The 19,286-nt window shown below is 70.3% G+C and carries 13 protein-coding genes; 6 read left to right on the top strand and 7 right to left on the bottom strand.

Features of this window, described 5'->3' with window-relative positions; all coding sequences use genetic code 11:
- The first annotated feature begins 101 nt into the window (after positions 1 to 101).
- The 3 genes from SYV04_RS40655 (at position 102) to SYV04_RS40665 (ending at position 3,098) form a co-directional block, all read left to right on the top strand.
- Positions 102 to 1,349 carry a FadR/GntR family transcriptional regulator gene (locus SYV04_RS40655; protein WP_321551481.1) on the top strand — a complete coding sequence of 416 codons (1,248 nt, stop codon included), beginning with the start codon at positions 102 to 104 and terminating at the stop codon, positions 1,347 to 1,349.
- 230 nt (positions 1,350 to 1,579) lie between these two features.
- Positions 1,580 to 2,611: a polysaccharide lyase family 20 protein gene (locus tag SYV04_RS40660; protein WP_321551482.1), complete on the top strand. Its 1,032-nt coding sequence runs from the start codon at positions 1,580 to 1,582 to the stop codon at positions 2,609 to 2,611.
- Positions 2,612 to 2,750: 139 nt separating this feature from the next.
- A complete protein-coding gene (locus SYV04_RS40665) occupies positions 2,751 to 3,098 on the top strand; it encodes a hypothetical protein (protein WP_321551483.1) in 348 nt (115 codons plus the stop codon).
- Between the two features lie 3 nt (positions 3,099 to 3,101).
- On the opposite strand, the gene SYV04_RS40670 is transcribed toward SYV04_RS40665, so the two are convergent.
- Positions 3,102 to 3,887: a L,D-transpeptidase family protein gene (locus SYV04_RS40670; RefSeq protein ID WP_321551484.1), complete on the bottom strand. Its 786-nt coding sequence runs from the start codon at positions 3,885 to 3,887 to the stop codon at positions 3,102 to 3,104.
- A gap of 119 nt (positions 3,888 to 4,006) precedes the next feature.
- Between SYV04_RS40670 and SYV04_RS40675 the strand changes: the two genes are divergently transcribed.
- On the top strand, positions 4,007 to 4,918 hold the full coding sequence (locus SYV04_RS40675; protein WP_321551485.1) for a LysR substrate-binding domain-containing protein: 912 nt from the start codon (positions 4,007 to 4,009) through the stop codon (positions 4,916 to 4,918).
- Between the two features lie 19 nt (positions 4,919 to 4,937).
- Here SYV04_RS40675 and SYV04_RS40680 read toward each other — a convergent pair whose 3' ends face one another.
- Positions 4,938 to 5,288 (bottom strand): DUF1428 domain-containing protein, encoded by a 351-nt coding sequence (locus SYV04_RS40680; RefSeq protein ID WP_321551486.1) that lies wholly within the window; start codon positions 5,286 to 5,288, stop codon positions 4,938 to 4,940.
- Positions 5,289 to 5,394: 106 nt separating this feature from the next.
- Complete coding sequence (locus SYV04_RS40685; RefSeq protein WP_321551487.1) at positions 5,395 to 7,728, bottom strand: esterase-like activity of phytase family protein; 2,334 nt, start codon at positions 7,726 to 7,728, stop codon at positions 5,395 to 5,397.
- Positions 7,729 to 7,947: 219 nt separating this feature from the next.
- Here SYV04_RS40685 and SYV04_RS40690 point away from each other — a divergent pair, with 219 nt between their 5' ends.
- Positions 7,948 to 8,505: a metal-dependent hydrolase gene (locus tag SYV04_RS40690; protein WP_321551488.1), complete on the top strand. Its 558-nt coding sequence runs from the start codon at positions 7,948 to 7,950 to the stop codon at positions 8,503 to 8,505.
- Here the strand turns inward: SYV04_RS40690 and SYV04_RS40695 are convergent.
- Complete coding sequence (locus SYV04_RS40695; RefSeq protein ID WP_321551489.1) at positions 8,487 to 9,572, bottom strand: tetratricopeptide repeat protein; 1,086 nt, start codon at positions 9,570 to 9,572, stop codon at positions 8,487 to 8,489. The two genes, SYV04_RS40690 and SYV04_RS40695, sit on opposite strands and share 19 nt — an antisense overlap.
- A 21-nt stretch (positions 9,573 to 9,593) precedes the next feature.
- Positions 9,594 to 10,781: a D-Ala-D-Ala carboxypeptidase family metallohydrolase gene (locus tag SYV04_RS40700; RefSeq protein WP_321551490.1), complete on the bottom strand. Its 1,188-nt coding sequence runs from the start codon at positions 10,779 to 10,781 to the stop codon at positions 9,594 to 9,596.
- A gap of 347 nt (positions 10,782 to 11,128) precedes the next feature.
- On the opposite strand from SYV04_RS40700, the gene SYV04_RS40705 reads away from it, so the two are divergent.
- Positions 11,129 to 15,022, top strand: coding sequence for a serine/threonine-protein kinase (locus SYV04_RS40705; protein ID WP_321551491.1), 3,894 nt, complete (start codon positions 11,129 to 11,131; stop codon positions 15,020 to 15,022).
- Here SYV04_RS40705 and SYV04_RS40710 read toward each other — a convergent pair.
- Both SYV04_RS40710 and SYV04_RS40715 read right to left on the bottom strand, forming a co-directional pair.
- Entirely contained in the window at positions 15,003 to 16,808 is a 1,806-nt protein-coding gene (locus SYV04_RS40710; RefSeq protein WP_321551492.1) for an OPT family oligopeptide transporter, read from the bottom strand. The two genes, SYV04_RS40705 and SYV04_RS40710, sit on opposite strands and share 20 nt — an antisense overlap.
- Positions 16,805 to 19,081, bottom strand: coding sequence for a serine histidine kinase EspA (locus tag SYV04_RS40715; protein ID WP_321551493.1), 2,277 nt, complete (start codon positions 19,079 to 19,081; stop codon positions 16,805 to 16,807). Before SYV04_RS40715 ends, SYV04_RS40710 begins: the two co-directional genes overlap by 4 nt.
- Positions 19,082 to 19,286: the final 205 nt, after the last annotated feature.

Below are 19,286 nucleotides of genomic sequence, written 5' to 3' on the forward strand. Positions count from 1 at the left end.
TGAAGGCGTAACGCCCGCTCGCGAACATCCCGCCTGCATCCAAGCCATGTCAGACAGAGGTGATGGGATGGAGGGCAACTGCAACGAGGAGGGTGGCGGACATGGAACGGATGGGGCTCGTTTGGCAAGTGGAGCAGGAACTGGAGCGCGTCATCTCGCAGGGCCAGCTACCGCAAGGGGGACACCTGCCCGCCGAGCACACGCTGGCGCAGCGCTACGGTGTCTCCCGAGCCACGGTGAGAGAGGCGCTGCTGAAGCTGGCCGCCCGAGGGTTGGTGGTGCAGCACCCTGGGCGCAGAAGCCGCGCGGTGGCGCTGGAGCAGGCGTTGACGCTGGAGAACCTGAGCGTGGCCCTGCACGCGAGGAAACAAGCCCCCACCCAGAGTCGCCAGCTGCTGGAAGGCTTCTGGGCACTCAAGCGCGAAACCGCGGTGGAGCTGCTGAGTGCCTGCTGCGAATGCGCCAGCGAGGCGGACTTGAAGCGGCTGCAGGAGGCCTGCTTGAGCCTGGAGGACGCGGTGCGCTGGGAGCCGCAGGCTCGCTGGGCCCAGCTCGAGTTCGAGTTGCTGCGGCTGGCGGCACGTGTGGCCGAGCGGCCGGGACACCTGCTGCTGCTGCAATCCCTGGAGCGCTCCTTCTGGGGCATGGTGGACCGGGTGGTGCTCCAGTCGGACAGCCAGTCCGTCCTGCAATGGGCGAAGTGTGCTTATGAAGGCCTGACTCAACGGGACGCGCAGGCCCTGAGGCGACAGCTCCCGGCACTGCTCCAGGCCAGCGATGAACACCTGCTGCGCAACGTGTGGGCGGCTCACGAAGCCCCCCAGTCCCTCCCCATCGAGACACTGCCCAACCCTGCACGCTCCGTAGAACTTGAGCCTGTCGGGAGCGAGCCGCCACCCGCGCAACTATCTGCTGGCACCGCGGCACGTGCGTCCAAGCCTGCGAAGGAGGACAAGTGTACGGAACGTTTCGCGGTCCCGACTGCACCTGAGCACCGGGAGATTCCAGCACCGGGGGATGCTGCACCCCCTCCCAGCCCCACCTCCGAAGTCCGCCAGTGTGCCCACGTCAGCGCCTCCGCCTCCCAGTGGGGACCGGCCGGAGGCGGGCTCTCCAAAGCTGTCTGGTTGTCAGACAGGTTTCTGCCAGTCGCTGTCGACGGGCGGCCCTGGTCGGGGGCTCCCTCTGTCTGTTTCGGCGCTCCCCCAGGGGCACTGGGCTTGGACGTGGCACTGCGGTGCTTCCGCCCGCCTTGTCGGACTCCAAACGAGCGCTTCTGCCACGCCTCGCTCGCTCCAGACCCGAGCGATGAGAGCTCGCACGGCCAGGGAGCAGCCGATGTCCCCTAGGGCTTCCAAGCCGCTCAGCCCTGGCCCGACTCCCACGCACCTCTTTGAAATCAGAGGGCTTTCATACCGCTCTGTGAGCTGCCGAGGAGGGGAGCACGAATCGCCTCGCTCGCGGTGCCTGCGGACCAGGGAGGGCGCGGCCGCCAGGGGGTTGGCGGCCAGGCGCAGCGGGAAGGGAGCTTCTTCTCCAATTGTCCGAGGTGCCGCAACTGGAACGAAAGGACCTGCTTTTGACGCGTTACCTCAGACTCGTGCCGCTCCTGTTGGTGCCCATGGTGGCGTCCGCCTCCACCCTCTGGAAGGGAGACTTCGAGCCCGGCAACCTCTCGCAGTGGACGAAGTCCCAGAGCGTCTCTTCGGATCGCCTGCTCGTCGTCACCGACATGGTGCGCGAGGGCAAGTACGCGCTGAAGGCGACCGTGCGCAAGGGCGATGACCCCATCGGCGCGAGCGGTAACCGCAACGAGCTGGTGTACCTGAGCCGCGAGACGACCGGTAACGAGTACTTCTACAAGTGGAGCACCCTCTTCCCCGCGAACTACCCGTCAGCCAACAAGTGGCAGGTGTTCGCGCAGTGGCACCAGGATGGGTGCTGCGGCTCACCTCCGCTGGAGTTCTACGTGGTGGGCGAGCAGATGCGCATGCGCGTGGGAGGCTCCAACGGCAAGATCGTCTGGACCGCTCCGCTGGTGCGCGACAGCTGGCATGACTTCGTGCTGCGAGTGAAGTGGTCCTCGGACCCGAAGGTGGGCTTCGTGGAGATGTACAAGAACGGCAAGCTCGTCGTTCCTCGCACGATGGCCGCCACGCAGTTCGGCAAGGAGAAGAACTACCTGAAGCTGGGGCTCTACCGAGACGCCTCCATCTCCCCTGTGGGCGTCGTCTACCATGACGGCTTCACCATGGGGACGAAGCTGGAGGACGTGATGCCGCCGGCCCCCGCGCCCACGCCCGTGACGACGCCTGAGCCCACGCCCGCGCCGCCGCAGGAGACCGCGCCCGCGCCGCAGCCCGCGCCCACGCCGCAGCCCCTGCCCGAGGTGGAGCTGCCCTCGACCCTCAATCCCACGCCGGACTTCAGCACCTTCCCGAGTGATCCGGAGGGGCCTCCCGGCGATCTGGGTGCCGGCCCGATGCCCCAGGGCTGTGGTGCCTCCGCCAGCGGTGGCATGCCCCTGGTTGTCGCGGCCGCCCTGCTGGGTGTGATGATGCTCACGCGGCGCCGCCAGGCGCTCGCCCGGGCGCGCTCGCGTAACCGGTAGCGCCCTGCTCTCACGGGTCGGGCACCTCCGGCCCGTGAGCTTCGCTGCTCTCCCAGGGAGCAGCCTCGCTGTGCTTCCAGCTCGGGACGTGGGGCCTCAGTATCTCGTCAGAGGCATCTCCCGCGGATGCAGAGGTCCCATGCGCTCCCTTGTCCTGCTCTGGCTCGTTTCCCTGGTGGCTTGTAGTGGCGTGCAGCCGGCGCAGTCGTCCGCCGACACGACGGACCGTCCTCGGACGACGCTGGAGGTGCGGAACCGGCATCCGGTGGATGTCGACCTCTACGCGCTCGACAGGACCCAGCGCGTGCGAATGGGCACGGTGCCAGCCCGCAGGACCCGCACCCTCGTCATTCCTCCCCAGCTGCTCACCGAAGGGGCAGGCAGGCTCCGTTTCCAGGCCGAGGCCCTGGGCTCGGACAACCTGCTGACCCGCGAGGAGGAGCTGCTGGTGCGCGAGGGAGAGCAGCTCTCATTGACGCTTCAGTGAGCCTCAGGGCTTCAGCGCCGGCAATCCCCAGGATTGACGTGCGGCCTCATACTCGGCCTCGGGGAGCTGCAGCAGCAGGCTGCGCGGCTCGAGGGTGGCCAGGACACGTTCGAACTCCTTCTTCTCCAGCGCCGTGCAGCCCACGGTGGGCTTACCGGGCCCACGCCAGATGTGGATGAAGATGCAGCTTCCGGCCCCGGGGACAACCGCCTTGGCGTCTTCCAGGCCGTTGTGGTCCACCGTCAGCAGCAGCTCGTAGACGCCATCCTTGCGGCGAAGCACCTCCGCCGATTTCCACTGGACCTTCTCGCCCTGAGCGAGGTCCACGAGCTGGTTGTAAGCAGCGGAGGCTCCATCATCGACACAGAAGGAGCGCTGGGTAGAGGGTGCGTAGGGAAGCCGCAGCCCCGAAGGAGGCTGCGCCCCGTAGCCGCGCACACGTCCCAGGCGGAACAGCCCAGCCGGGGCCCGGCCGTCCCCCTCGCGCTTGATGGGATTGCGGGCCTCCGCCGGTGGCTGCGACAGGCCGCGGCCCCAGCCCAGTCCCGCCCGCCCGACGTTCACCTTCATCGGGCTGCCGAGCTGGCGCCAGCCGTCGCCGTCGCGTGTCAGCATCCACAAGTGCCCGGTGGGAGCATCCCAACCGGGAGTGGTGACAACGAGCACCGTCCCCTTCTCGGTGAGCGCGGCCCGGAGTCCCGGGCCTTCGACGGGAAGCTCGACCCCTGCCGCGGACACCACCAGAGGAAAGAGCAGACTCAAGAGAGCCAAGGCATTCGCGCGCTTCATTCTTCCTTTCCGGGAGGCCCAACCGCTGCGCCACCCGCCGGCCATCGTCCGGATCTCATGGGGTGAAGTGCCGCACCATACGCTCCTGCACGTCGGGATGGGCCTGATAGCCTGCGCCTATGAGCTTCTCGCCTCATCCCTTCACCCTTCGACAGCTCCAATACGTCGTCGCGGTCGCGGACGCGCTGAGCTTCCGGAAGGCGGCGGAACGCTGCCATGTGTCCCAACCCTCCCTCAGCGCGCAGCTGGCGCAGCTCGAAGGGGTCCTGGGAGCGCGCCTCTTCGAGCGTGATCGCCGGCGCGTGCTGCTCACGTCCGCGGGCAAGGAGCTGGTGGAGCGCGCCCGGAGACTGCTCGTCGAGGCGGACGAACTCGTGGAGGCTGCCCGGCGTGCGGGTGACCCCTTGAGCGGCACCCTGCGGGTGGGCGTGATTCCCACGGTGTCCCCCTACCTCCTGCCCACCGTGACTCCCGCGCTTCGCAAGAGCTACCCCCGGCTCAAGGTGCTCTGGCTCGAGGACAAGACCGAGGTGCTGACTCGAGAGCTGGAGCGGGGCGCGCTGGATGCCGCGCTCGTAGCCCTGGAGGCGGACATTGGAGATGTGGAGTCGGAGGTCATCGCCGAGGACCCGTTCGTCCTCGTGGTGCCGAAGGACCATCCTCTCGGGGCGCGGAAGGACGAGGCCTCGCCGGCGGAGCTGCGCGGGGAGGACGTGCTGCTGCTGGATGAGGGGCACTGCTTTCGAACCCAGGCCCTGGCGCTGTGCTCCAAGGCTCGCGCACACGAGCTCGAGTTCCGCGCGACGAGCCTCACTACCCTCACACAGATGATCGCCTCGGGAGCCGGAGTTACCCTGCTACCCAAACTGGCGGTGCCCACGGAGGTGCAGCGCTCGCAGCTCCGAGCGCGCCCCTTCGCGGAGCCAGCCCCCAAGCGGACGCTCGCCCTCATCTGGCGGAAGCGCTCCTCCCTCGCCGGAGCGCTCAAGCAGGTCGCGACGACCCTCAAGAGCGTCTATCCCGGGAGCTAGCGTGGCGGCAATGAACCGCTCAGCGCTCCACCAGCGACTTGAAGCCGCCGTAGATCATTCGCTTCATGTCGAAGGGCGTGTCCTTCGGCTGCTGCAAGCGCGGGTCCGCCATGACCTTTTTGTTGACGCGGTCGCGATGCGCGCGTGACTTGAAGACGATCCACGAGAAGATCACGATCTCATCCGGCTTGAGCTTGACGCTCTGCGGGAACGACGTGACCTTGCCCGGTTTCACGTCGTCAGCGACACACTCGATGTACTCGAGCGCGCCGTGCTCCTTCCAGATCTTCCCCGCCTTCTGAGCCATGCGGCGATAGGCCTGCACGTTCTTCTTGGGTACCGGTAAGACGAAGCCATCGACGTATCTCATGAATCCTCCATGTGAAGGCCCGAACCGTGCTTCAGGTCGAGGTGTCGCTCAAGCACGTCCACATTCCTTCATCGTCTTTCGAGCACAAGCAGGCGCGCACGGCCAGCTACAGCTTCCCCAACTCCTGGTCGAGCTGGATGCGGATGAACTCCGTGTCATCCGGCGCGCCGGTGCCCACGTGGCGGCCCACGCTGAAGGGGAAGTTGTTGTCGTTGATGACGCCGATGTGCGTGCTGTCGAAGAAGAGCACGTCCTCGATGGTGACGAACGGGAAGGCGAAGTCCGCGCCGAGCCCCACGTCCCCTGGGCTCCCCGCGCCAGCGATGCCGGCCGTGTCATCGATGCGCAACAGGTCCACCGCCAGCCGCTTGGACACTTGCTGCCCGTCTCCGTTGAACTTCAGCTCGTAGACGGCCTTGAAGCCGTCCAGCTTGCCCTGAGTGCCGTCCCGCTCCAGGGCCAGGCCGCGCCCCTCGTCGAAGAGGATGAAGTCACCGATGGACTCGCCCTTCTCCTCCATCTTGTAGAGGTGCTTCACGCCGGTGTAGCGGCGGCTGGCGATGTCGAACTCGTAGATGATCCGCGAGCCCGCCTCGCCGCCCACCAGCCCCTTCTCCAGCATCGGGTAGAGCTTCGTGCCGTCCTTGCCAAGCGCCAGGCTCTCGAAGCCGCCGCTCGGCAGCACGCGAAACGGCTTGTCCGGTGCCGTGGAGCGGTAGGGCCAGTACAGCCCCGCGAGCCACGGCGTGTTCGCCGTGTCTTCCGGCTGCAGGTTGGTGCCATCGTCCGTGCCCGCCAGCGAGGTGTCCGCGTACACGGGGAAGTCACCGAAGAGGAACACCGTGCGGAGCTGTGGGTACTTCTCGTGTACCCGCAGCAGCGTGCGGAAGTCGAAGCTCTGCATGTCCGCCCGGTCCGCCAAGCCATTGCCGAGGATGACCCGCGCGACCGCGTCCGCGAACGCCTTGGGCTCCACCGTGTTCGCGGCGTAGCGCGCTCGCGGGTTCACCTTCGTCTCGATGTTGAAGCGCACCCGCTCCGCGTTCTTCGCGCGCCGAGCGGCCTCCGGGTGCGAGGCCCCTGCTCCTGTGCGGTAGTACTCGCCATAGAAGCGGACGAAGTCGAACACCTGCTGCAGCGTGGGCATCACATACACGTGCCGCAGCCCCCTGCCCGCCGCGAAGGCCGCCGCCGCCGGTGAGCGTGCCGGGTCATTGAGCTGGCTGGCTCCCCGAACAACCTTGTCGCAGATGAAGGTGGACTGAATCTGCGCCGCGGTGAGGCTCTTCACCAGCACCTGGCTGCCCCGGTCGTAGGTGCGCTTGTCCGCACGCCGGCACCTGGCGGCTTCGATGCTTGGATCATGGTCGAGCATCGGCACGCCATCGGCGCTGATGCCGGTGTCCAGCTCCAGCGTCGTCATGAGGTGGTCCAGCGCCACCTCCATCGCAGGCAGGGTGTTCTCCGGGCGCAGGTCCCGGCCGCCCCGGTGGCCCTGCGCATCGAATCGGGAGCCGTCGATGAGGCCGTCCGCGTCCATCAGGCCACCGGGCTGGGCCTGTCCGGGAACCACGTGCTCGCGCACCGCCTGGAGCAGCAGGTCTGGCCGATCGCTGATCATCCCGTTCACACCCAAGGCGAGCACTGACTTCATCGAGGCCAGGTCATTCACCGTCCACGGGACGACGGGGTAGCCGGCCGTCTGGAGCGACTTCACCTCGAACACGTCACTGGTGGCGGGGCTCAGCCGCGAGCCCGCGGGCGGTGCCAGGCGATTGGGCACTCCGGTGGCCGCGTTCTTGTCATTGAGCAGCGCGTAGTGCGGCGAGAACACCGGCACCTTGAAGGCACCATGGCCGCGGGCATGGGCTCGCAGCGCATTCATCACCCGGACGGCGGAGGCCTCCTCGGAGAAGGGGTTCTGGGGGGTACGCAGCTCGCCACCGTGGGCCGCGTCCACCAAGGGAATGGGCGACTCCAGCAGCTTGCCGCTGGCGTCCGTGTGCAGAAGAAACGGGCCGAACTCGTCACCGAACCAGAGCGTGCCGTCTGGCGTGCGCTGGAAGGACTCGATGTCGAAGTCCGCGCCGGTCAGGATTCGCTCGGGGGTGAAGTGGTTCGTGATGGCGAAGCGGACGTGCTTGTCCGGGTCTCTCAGGTCGAACCCGCCCTCCACGGCCATGCCCCCGCGCCCGCCCTCCTGCGTCTTGAAGTCGGGCCGCACCGTGTAGACACGCAAGACGGAGTCCGCCGAGTTCTCCAGGGCGCCATAGCCGTTGTCGGTCATCACCAGGAATGAGCCGTCCCCGTTGTCGAGCGCTCCGGAGAAGCCCTGCACTGGCTGTCGATCGAGGAAGGGCACGGGCACGCCGTTGAAGGGCCCCTGCCCCAGCCGTGTGCCCGAGGTGGGCCCCGGACCCCAGGTGATGGCGGGCAGCACCGCGCGCCCGTCGAGGCGTGGCCGCGTGAGCGCGGGGCTCTCGGTCTTCCGGGGCTGGAGCCTGTCGTCCGCGCAGCCATGGAGCGTCGCACATGCGAGCAGGACCGACAGCCACCTCCGGGTGGCGCTGCCTAGGACAGAGGGGGGGGCCTTCAGCGCGTTCAGGGGAAACTCCGGGTCGGGTTCGTCGGGGAGGTTATCGGGCTATGCTCCCGGTTCGTGAATCCCATTGTCCACGCGGAGTTGTCCTGGCTGCTCACCCTGCGCCTTCGCGAGCGGCGTGATCGCGTGCTCGTCACCCTCGCGGGGCTGGCGCCCGACGTGGACGGGCTCACCCTGCTCGCGGGGGAAGACATGTACGCGCGCTATCACCACGTGCTCTCCCACGGCTACGTCGGGGCGCTCGTCACGATGGCGGTGTGCGTGGCGTTCGCCCGGCAGCGCGGGTGGGTGGCCCTGCTCTCCCTCGTCGCCTTCCACCTGCACCTGCTGTGCGACCTGGCCGGGAGCGGCCCCGGCTGGCCCATCCACTACTTCTGGCCCACCGACATGCGGGAGTGGTTCTGGAAGGGGCAGTGGAATCTGGCCTCCTGGCAGAACAGCCTCATCGGACTGGTCGCCACGCTGGCCTGTCTCGCGTGTGCCCTGCGCTGGCGCCGCACCGTCGTGGAGTTGCTGGCCCCCCGCTGGGACGTGGAGGTGACCCGCACGCTGCGGCGCCGCTTCCTCGGTGAGTCCTCTGTCGAACCGAACCCGGCTCAGGGCTCGCGGCACTGACGCCGTACCGCCTCCACCGTTTCCTTGTTCATGGCGCGCAAGGTGAGCGGAGAGACCTTCCGGAAGCGCTCGCACAGCTCCCGGACGTCCGGCTTCGCGCGCAGCTCTCGCGCCGTCGCCTCCGCCGCCTTCGCCACCTGCCCCTTTCGCTCGTAGAGGCGCTCAAGCATCACGTGCGTCTCCTCCGGCTTGGGGTTGGTGGCCACCTGCTGCTCCAGCGCCGTGACGGCCTCGTCCACCCGGCCCTGGCGCTCCAATTCCACCGCGCGATCCAGGTGCTGGGTGTCCGTGCAGTAGGGCCTGAGCGCCTGTAGTTCACCGCGCACCACGGGTGCGCTCTCGGCCAGACGTGGATCCACGGCCTGGAAGAGCAGGCAGCGCTCGGAGCGGCGCTCCTCTCGCGTCTGCTTCATCACCGTCTCCAGCACCTGCGCCGCCTGCCTGGGCCCTTTCCTCCGGGCCATCTCATCGGCGAACCGGAGGTTCTCCCGTGCCTCCTGCCGGTCCTTCACGGGGCTGGCCTCCATGTGCTCCTTGTAGGCCCGCAGCGCCTCGTCCGCCCTCCCCTGCCGGAGGAGCCCCCACGCCATGTCCTGGCGCGCCCGGGGGTGGCGCGGCTCCAGCTCCACCGTGCGCTCCAGCAGCGGCGTGCGCTTCGCGTCCTCTTCCTGCCGCAGGCTCAGCTCGTAGTACGGCCGCGCATCCTTCACCTTCCGGTCCACCATCCGCTGCAGGGTGTCCACCGAGCGCTGCCGCCAGCTCTGGCGCCCGCGCGACTGGGGGCTCTCCACCTGGCCGCGGTTCCAGTACGCCTGTGCCAGCGCCACCTGCACGTCCACCCCTTCCGGATCCTCACGCGCCGCCTCCTCGAGCCGGGCGATGGCCCGCTCGCACAGCTCCGGCTCGTAGCCGTCCGACTGACACCCCTGCTGCGCCAGCTGGAGTCCCTCTTGCGCGACAGGTGAGAGCGGCGCCGTGCGCCGAAGCGCCTGGGACGGCGCGGCCTGGGCCCAGCTCAGCGCGGGCAGGAGCGCCACGAGGGCGCAGGACAGTCGAGCGGTCTTCATGGTGCGGGCTCCTCGTGGGCTTCAGCGCTGGATGTGGACGTGGTCTGCCACCGGGTCGTTGCAGTCGAGGAACGTGGCCGCGCCGCGCTCGGTGAAGGAGTTGGCCTCTCCCACCACGCGCGCTCCGGCCACCTCGATGACGCACATGAGCTGCCGCGCGTCCTTGCCCGGCACCTTCAGCGGGCGGGGATCGATGTCCAGCGCCCGGCCCCGGGTGTGCCGGCTGTTGAGCGACAGCGAGCCGATCGCCCGGTTGCGCTGCGGGTTGCGAAAGGCGCTGGTGACCAGGGACTCCAAGGACACCCGTACACCCCGATTGTTGGCGCGCGTCTCGGCGATGCCATTGGGTCCGGCGTGGATGGGGCCCGCGCAGCCGCCGTTCACCTGTGGACCAGCGCACACGTCATCCCCCCGCGGCTCCGTGTCTCCCAGCGCTCCCACGCCCGGCAGCGAGGGCCCCGAAGCGACCACCACTTCGTTCGGCCGCAACGCCCGCGTCCCCACGTTCTTGCGCTGCACGTCGTCGTTGAGGATCTTGTTCACCTCCGTCTCCACGTCCGTCAGCAGCTTCTCCAAGCCTCCGGCGGACTCCTCGACGATGACGGTGTAGTTGCCCGTGTTGAAGCGCGCCCGGCGCGGCACCGAGACGTTGACCAGGCGCGGCTGGAAGCGGGTGCCGAAGTCCGCGTACTCCTGCCGCAGCGTGTCCAGCTCGTCCTGCCGCAGGAACGTGGTGGGCGGCAGGCGCGCCTCCAGCGTCTCGCCGTCCACCGTGACGGAGGCGACCACCTCGTACTCCAGCGGCGGGTTGGGCTTGCGGCTGCCGTCCTTGGCCAGCGCCGAGCTGCCTCGGAAGTTGAACTCCTTGCCCTCGTGCGTGTCCGGCACCGCCGGGCCCGTGTGCAGCCCCACCGGGCGCACCGCCCAGCGGATGTGGTCTTCCGTTCCGGCGGGCGCACCGGTGAGGCGCGCCCGGACGATCAGCTCCTCGGAGGGAGAGATGAAGGAGGTTCGCACCGGCCCCTCGCGCTCTCCCCGCGAGAAGGCCTCGGTGATCTCCAGCACCACCTTGCCCTGGTCCGTCTGGACCTCGTCCCCCGCCAGCGGACCACTGCCGCCCGTGCCCGGCTCCTCCCGGCCACACGAACAGCTCGCGAGGAGGCCCACGCACACCACCCACACGAGCTGCTTCGTCAGGTCCCATCCCATGTCCAGCTCCCTTGGCTGCTCCTTCTCAAGGTGCGTACCGGGAGAGGAGTTCCCGGGGGAAGGAGTGCCCCGGGAGGGAATGTGACTGCCCGGAGGGCGGCTCCGGGTTTCACGTGCCGTGGAGAGCGAGCCGCCCAGAGAGTCCTTCCGGAGCGCCTGTCAACTCCGAGGCGATGAAGACCCAGGGGGTACACGGCCCGCCTATGGCCACGTAGAGTCACTCCGTGCCGCGCTGTCTGACATGTGGTCGGCGTTGGAGAGGGACCCACGCGCCGTGCCCACGCGGGGCCCCTCCCGCTCATGAGCTGCCCGCCACTCCGGAGGCCTCCGTCCTCCCGGAGCTGTCCGTGCCCGGCTACCGCGTCGAGCACCTCATCGCCCGGGGCGGCTTCGGCACCCTGCTCGCCGCGCGCCGGCTCTCGGATGACACCCGCGTCGCCATCAAGGTGGGCCATGCCAGCCACCCGCTCGCCGAAGCGCAGCTCGTGCGCGAAGGCGAGGCGCTGCGCGTGCTGGGGGCGCCCTCCGTCCCCGCGCTGTACGAGACGGGCATGCTCAAGGGCGGGGGCCGCTACATCGTCATGGAGTACGTGCCGCTGCCCACCCTTGCCGTCCGCCTGGCCCAGCTCTCCGGGCCCATGCCGCCCGAGGAGTTCGCCACCCGCGCGCTCGCCCTCACCGAGGCGCTCGACACCCTGCACGGCCGTGGCTTCGTCCATTGCGACCTCAAGCCCGAGAACCTCTTCATCGACGACGCGGCCTGGCGCGTGCGCCTCTTCGACTTCGGGCTGGTGCGCCCGGTGTCCGCGCTGCGCCCGGCGCATGAGCACTCCACCCGCAGCAGCAGCGCCTACGAGGGCACCGCCGAGTACATGGCGCCCGAGCAGTGTACGGGCTCCTCCAAGGTGGATGCGCGCACGGACGTGTATGCCCTGGGCGTCATCCTCTACGAGATGCTCACCGGGCGGCCTCCCTTCTTCGGCTCTTACGCGGAGGTGCTGCAGGCCCACCTCACGCGGCGCCCGCCACCTCCCTCCGAGCTGGCGCCCACCCCTCCCGCCGTGGAGGCGGTGGTGCTGCAGTGCCTGACCAAGGAGCGCTTCCGCCGCTTCGACAGCGTGGCCTCCGTTCTCGGCGCGCTGCGCGAGGCCCTCTCGCAGCCCGCGCCCCCCAGGCCCGCTCCTGAGCGGCCCTCGCCCACCGAGGAGTCCCCGCGCTCGGCCCAGACGCGCCGCTCGGTGGCGGTGCTCTTCTCCTCCTCCAGCGCCAACCCGCTCGCCATCCAGAAGGCGCTGGGTGCCTTCGGAGGACAGGTCGCCTTCCGCGATGGCACCCGCTTCGCCGGCGTGTTCGATCCCAATGCTGGAGAGAACCCCGTGCAGCGGGCCATCCGCGCGGCGGAGGAGCTGGAGGAGCGGGGGCTGACCTCCACCGCGCTCGTGGACGTGGTCACCGTCACCGTGCAGCAGCGCGCGGGCTCGGCGCCGCGCTATCTCGGCGGCGCCTTCACCCGCAAGGAGCGCTACCCCTCCGGCCCGGAGGTTCCTCCGCTGCTGCTCACCACCGCGGCGGCGGACGCCGTGCCCGACGTGCGCTGTGTCTCCGTGCCGGACCGCGAAGGGCTGGTGCGCCCGCTGCCCCTCGAGGTGGCGCCGCGCATGGACACGCCCGTGCCGCCCCTGGGCATCGACGTGCTGATCGGCCGAGCGGCCGAGCTGGAGCGGCTGCGGCAGAGCGCGCGGGAGGCGGTGGAGACCCGAGCGCCCACGCTGGCCACCGTGCTCGGCGAGCGGGGCCACGGCAAGAGCCACTTCGGCGCCACGCTCGCCCACTGGCTGCACGAGCACCTTCCCCAGGCCCGCGTCCACTCGGTGCGCGCGCGCGAGCCGGTGCAGGGAGACCCGCACGGCACCCTGCGCACCCTGCTGCGCCTGGCGCTGCATGCCTTCGAGCGCGACGAGACGGGCTCCATGGAGGAGGGGCGCGCCGCCTTCTTCGAGCGGCTGGGGCCGGAGCGGGCCGCGGAGCTGTGGCCCGGCGTGTCCGCCACCCTCGGCTGGTCCTCGCCCGACAGCCCCGAGGTGCAGCTGAGGGCCGCGGCGCCCGGCGCCCTGCGCTCCCTGGCCGTGCGCGCCACGGGAGAGCTGCTGGCGGCCACCGCCCGCATCCGTCCCCTGTGCCTGCTGGTGGATGACGCGCACTTCGCCGACGAGACGGCACTGGATGCGCTGGAATACGCGTGCCTGGCGGAGGCGAACGTACCGCTGTGGGTGACCGTGCTGGCCCGCCCCGAGTTCGAGCGCAGCCGCCCCACCTGGGGCTTGCGCGCCGCGCACCATCCCTCCCTCACGCTGGGGCCGCTGGGGCCCGAGCAGGCCCAGGCGCTGTGCCGCGCGCTGCTGCGTCCGGTGGAGAACGTGCCCGCCGAGGCGGTGGATCGCATCATCGATCGCGCCCGGCGCGTGCCCCTCTTCCTGGTGGAGCTGGTGCGCGCCCTCAAGCGCCAGGGCCTGGTGCGCCAGCGCGGGCCGGGTGGAAGCTGGTACCTCGTCACCGACGAGTTGGACCATGTGCCGGAGCTGCGGCTGGTGGAGTGGCTGGCGGACCGGGAGCTGGGCGCCATGCCCCAGGCGCTGGCGGCGCACGCCCGGCTGTGCGCGCTGCTCGGCCCGGAGTTCACCGCCGCCTCGGCCGAGGGCGTGGTGCATGAGCTGGAGCGCGAGGGCAACGCCGCCGACTTCCCGTTGGACGCGCGCCACGCCACGCACCGGCTGGTGGACATGGGGCTGCTGGTGGCGCACCGCAACGAGGAGCTGGGCTTCCGCAACGAGCTGGTGCGCGAGGCCGTGGCGCGCACGCTCCCGGAGGCCGAGCGCGCACGCCTGCACGCCGCCGCCTTCCGCTTCTACCAGGGCCCGGGCGCCGCCTTGGAGCGACAGCGGCTGCCGCGCCTGGCCTTCCACGCCGCCGAGGCCGGCCTGCGCGAGGAGGCCCTCGCGCTCTACGTGGACCTGGCCGAGGCGGCTCGCGGGCGCCACGCCTACCTCAACGCGGAGACGCTCTACACGCGCGCGCTGGAGCTGCTGGACGCGGGCGATGAGCTGCGCGGCCTCACCCTGTTCCGAGGACGTGGCCTGATGCGCTACCGCATCGGCCGGTATGACGACTCGCTGGCGGACTTCACCCGCGCGCGCGAGCTGGCCGAGAAGCTGGGCGACACCCGCGCCGAGGTGGAGGTGCTGCTGGACGAGGCCATGGCGCTGGACTGGGTGAACAACTACGCGCGCTCGGAGGCGTGCGTGCGCAAGGCGCGCGAGCAGGCGGTGAAGGTCCACTCCTCCTATGTCCAGGCGCGCCTGCTGCTCGGAGTGGGCCGCTCCTGGTTCCGCCAGGGCCGCTGGGAGGAGGCCTGCCCTCCGCTGGAGGCCGCCGCGGACCGCGCCCTCGCGCTGGGGGCTGCCGGCTACGAGACGCGCGTGGTGTCCCAGCTGCTGCTGGCCGTCATCCTCCCCAACCTGGGCCGCATCGACGAGGCCGAGGCCGTGCTGGAGCAGCTCATCTCCGCCTGCACCGAGCACGGGGACCGCTTCCACCTGGGCGGCGCCATCAACAACCGCCGCAACCTCTGGGTGGCGCGCAAGGACCTGACGCGCGCGCTCAAGGACCAGGAGCTCTTCATGACCCTGGGCCGCGAGCTGGGCGTGGTGGGCTGGGAGTACTTCGCCGAGCACAACCTGGGCGAGCTCTACTACCAGGCGGGGGACACCGCGGCGGCCGAGCCCCACATCGCCCGAGCCATCGAGCTGGAGCGCCGCCACCTGGAGGTGGCCTCCCGCCCGTGGGCGCTGCTGCTGCACGCCCGGGTGCTGGCCTGGGAGGGCAAGAACGCCCAGGCGCGAGAGCGGCTCGGGCAGGTGCGCGAGGCGCTGACACTGCGCAGCCACGCGGTGGAGCTGAGCCCCTCCGAGGAGGTGCTCTACACCATGGTGGAGCTGGCCTCGCGGGAGGCCAGCGCCCAGGCCTGGCACGCGCTGCGACAGCGCTCCATGGAGGTGTCCGTGGAGCAGGAGCCGCTGGAGGTGCTGGAGGTGATGGCGCTGGCGGCGCTGCGGCGCGGGGACCACGAGGAGGGCCTGCGCCTGCTCGAGGAGGCGCTGCAACTGGCCGCGCGCCTCCCCAACGTCATGGAGGAGCGCATCCGCAGGACCCGGGACCGGGCCCTCACCCGACGCGCTGGATGAAGCCGAGCGCCACCAGCCCGCCGATGGCCATGCCCATGACGGACTCGCCGGCGATGGCTCCGGCGCCCACCGCCATGGCGTGCTTCTCCACCCACGAGGGCCGTACGCGGCGCACCAGCTCGGTGAGCAACGCGCTGGCGGCGATGGCGACGGCGCCGTGCGCCGGCATGATGAAGCCGATGCCCATGGCCACCGCCGAGGGCATGTACCGCTCCAGCTTCCCCCGGGTCGCCAGCGTCAGCACCACACCCAGCGAGAAGCCCAGGCCCGCGGCCTCGGCGGCATAGGGAGGCAGCCCGGAGACGCCCTGGGTGGCCAGCTCCGCCACGGCGCGGAACTGGTGCGCCGAGGGCACCGGCAGCGCCTCGCTGCCCAGCCCATAGGCACCCACCAGCAGCAGGTAGGCGGGCACGCTCACCAGCGCGCCCACGAGCACGCCCAGCAGCTGCGCCTTGAGCTGCCTGGGCGCCGAGGCTCCCAACAACTGCCCGGCCTTGAGCGACCAGAGGCTCACGCCCGTCTGCGCCACGGCGCCCGCCACCACGGAGCCCGCGGCGACGTTGAGCGCGGCTGGGCCAGGAAAGAGGGTGCCCGAGGCCACCTGGGTGAGCTGCCCCATCTGGCTCACGGGAGAGATGTCCGTCTGCCCCGCCCCGCGCCCGCACACCGCGCACAGCGGCAGGACGAGCGCCAGCGCCAGCAACGTGTGGAGCATGGGCAGTCCAAACACCCCGCTGCCCAGCACGAGCGTCAGCGCGCACGCCACCAGCCCCGGCCCCGCCACCCAGCGGCCCGCGCCATCGCCGACGCTGCCCAGCCCGCGCAGGTCCCTCACCGCCCCGAGCAGCGAGCGCGCCTGAAGCACCAGCGAGGCCATCGCCGCGCCCACCATCAGCCCCACGCCCGGCCAGGTGAGCCACGCGGCGAAGACCTCATACCCGGCGTCGCCGGCAATCACCCCACCCTGCACGAGCGCGGGCGCCGTCACGGCCCAGGCCAGCACGGCGCCCAGCAACATGCTCAGCCCCATGGACAGCCCCGACATCATCCCCACCGCCAGCAGCATGGGCGTCCAGCCAATGCCCCAGGTGAAGGTGGAGGCGGGCATCCCCGCGAGCCGGAACGGCAGCGCGCTCATCGTCGGAATCCACGCGTGGACATCCCTCAGCCACGTCACGCCCATGGAGACCAGGCCCGAGCCCAACAGCACCTGCGCGCGACCGGGCCGCTCCACGCGCCCCGTCTTGTGCATGGCGGTAATCACCTCGGCGGTGGCCACGCCGGTGGGAAACGCCAGGCCCTCCTCGACGATGAGCCGCCGGCGCAGCAGGTACGCGGCCAGCACGCCCAGCACGCCCAGCGCGGTGCCGAAGGCAATCACGCCCCACGAGGGCACGGAGATGTCCATCATCTGCAGTGCCGGCAATGAACCCAGCAGGCCGATGGCCGCGGGCATGGCGCCCACCGCGCACGCGGCCGTCTGGGTCAGGTTGACCTCCAGCGGCGTGGAGGCCGCGCCCCCGCGCCGGCCCAGCGCGGACAGGCCGCTGAAGCCCAGCACCGCGGCGACGATGGAGCCACTCTCCCACCAGCCCGTCTTCAACCCCATGTAGACGTTGGTGACGGCCAGCAGCGAGCCGATGATGCAGCCGCCCACCATCGCCCGGAGGGTGAACTCCCCGGAGGGAGCCAGCGCCCCAGAGCTGGGCACGAGCATCGCGGGGACGGGAGCGGGAGGCGCCGCGAGCACCACGGGGCTGCTCAGCGGCTCCGAGGGAAGACTCATCGCCTCGCCTCCACGACGCGCCGTGACAACAGCATGCGGAGCTCCTCCAGGTTCAAGGGCTTGCCAATCTTCGGGTTGGGCACTTCCTGCAGGAAGGACTCCGCGCGCGGGGTGAAGGCCCCTCCCGTCATGAAGACGACGCGCCCGGCCGCATCCGGCGCGGCGCGGCCCAGCTCGTTGTAGAGGTCCATGCCCGTCATGCCCGGCATCATCACATCGCAGAGGATGACGTCGTAGCGGCTGCCCGCGGACACCATCTGCAGCGCCTCGCGGGCGTTGTGCGCCGTGGACACTTCGTGCTCCGAGCCCAGGGCACGCTGGAGCGCCAGCGTCACGTTCGGCTCGTCATCCACCACCAGCACGCGGGCCCGGGGAGCCTCCCGCACCGGCTCCACCAGGCGGGGCACGAAGCGGACGGGCAGCTCGGTCTCCAGGGGCGCGGCGCGCAGCGCGACACGGAAGGTGCTGCCCTGGCCTGGCACGCTCTCGGCGGAGATGGTGCCGCCCATGGACTCGACGATGCCGTGGCAGATGGAGAGCCCCAGCCCCGTGCCCTCCCCCACCGCCTTGGTGGTGAAGAACGGATCGAACACGCGCGAGAGCACCTCGGGCGTCATCCCCACACCCGTGTCCCGCACCTCCACCATCACCTGTCCGGAGGCTCCCGTACGCAAGCGCACGGCGATCTCGTGCCGCTCGGCCGGCTCGCCCTCCGGGATGGCCTGCGCCGCGTTGAGCAGCAGGTTGAGGAACACCTGGCACAGCCGCGACTCGTTGGCCTCGGCGTGGGGTACCGCGTCGAACTCCAACACCAGCCGCGCGCGGTGGCGCAGCATGTTGTCGGCCATCTTGCAGGCCAGCTCCACCGTGCGGCGCACGTCCACGGGGCTCAGCCGCGCATCCACCTCGCCGCGCGCGAACGTCTTCAGGTCCTTGACGATGCCGGCGATGCGCTCGGCGCCCTCGGTGGTCTCCAGCACGAGCTGCTGCAGCGGCTCGGTGGAGCCGTGCGGCAAGAAGAGCTTCATCTGCTCCAACCCGCCGCGGATGAGGTGCAGGTTGACGAGCATGTAGGCCAGCGGGTTGTTGATCTCATGGGCCACCCCCGCGCCCAGCGTGCCAAGCGAGGCCAGCCGGTCGGCCATCACCAGGCGTGCCTGCAGCGTCTTCCGCTCGGTGATGTCGCGGAGGACCACGACGCAGGCGATGGTGCGCCCTTCGGCGTCCCGCAGCGGCACCCCCACGCACTCACAGAAGCACGGCGCGCCGTCCCGCCGGCGGAATTCGATCTCTCCGGTCCACCGGCCGCCCTGCTCCAGCGCGCCCAGGATGGAGGCTGTGAGCGCGTCCGTCTCTCCCGGGTGCAGCATCGCGAAGAGCGTCTGTCCCACCGCCTCCGCCTTGCCTCGGCCGAACATCCGCTCCGCGCTCGGGTTCCAGTCGAGGACGCGACCGGACAGGTCGGTAATCACCACGCCGTCATAGAAGCTCTCGAAGAGCAGGGCCTGGCGGCGCAGCTCCTGCTCGGCCTGCTTGCGCGCGGTGATGTCCATCACCGTGCCGGTGATGCGCGCGGGCACCCCGGCCGCGTCGCTCAGCACATCTCCCTTGCAGGACAGCCACCGACAGCCGCTACCAGGCGGCTCGATGCGGTACTCCAGCTCGACCTGCGTGCGGTGCTCCAGCGCGCCCGCCAGCGCCTCGCGCACGCGCGTAAGGTCCGCCGGATGGATGACCTCCTTGAGGTCCATGGCGCGGCCGGAGAGCTTGCCCACCGGCAGGCCCAGGAGCCGATCCACGTGCTCGGACCACGTCACCACGCCGCTGGCGGCGTTCCAGTCCCAGATGCCCACACGGGCGGCCGACAGCGCCTGGCGCAGCTGTTCCTCGCGCGGCTCAAGCTGCTCGCGGGTGGAGAAGCGGAAGATGGTGCCGGTGCCAATCTGCAGCCGGTCTCCCTCGCGCAGCTCCGCGGAGGAGATGGACACCCCGTTGAGGTAGGTGCCGTTGGTGGAGCCCAGGTCGGTGACGTGGCAGGCCCCGTCGGGCGTGCGGATGACGCGGGCATGCCGGCGCGACACGCCGTGGTCGTCGATGCGGATGTCCACCTCGGAGCCACGACCCAGCACGTGCTCTCCGGGCTGCAGCCGGAAGGTCCTGCCGATGGAGGCAGGCATCGCGGTGCTGATGAGGATCAGACAAGCCCCCGCCGTGGCGGACGGTGGCGCAAGTGGCAGTCCCGCACAGGTTGTCAGGTCGTCGAGCTTCGTCATGGTGGTCAATCCCCCCCCCTACTACAGAGGGAAATCCCACCAGCCCGGAGCCGCCGCGTCCAACGGCCAACCCCTCTCCTCTCTCGCGAGCATCCACCAACGGACACGCCGAGTGCCCGGAAGGGCCACCGGATGCTGGATCTCGGACACTCCCGCTCCCAGGGCTCTCACACACTGGGCGTGGATTGTTTCGTGGCCGCTAGGG

Source organism: Hyalangium ruber (assembly GCF_034259325.1).
GTDB lineage: Bacteria > Myxococcota > Myxococcia > Myxococcales > Myxococcaceae > Hyalangium_A > Hyalangium_A rubrum.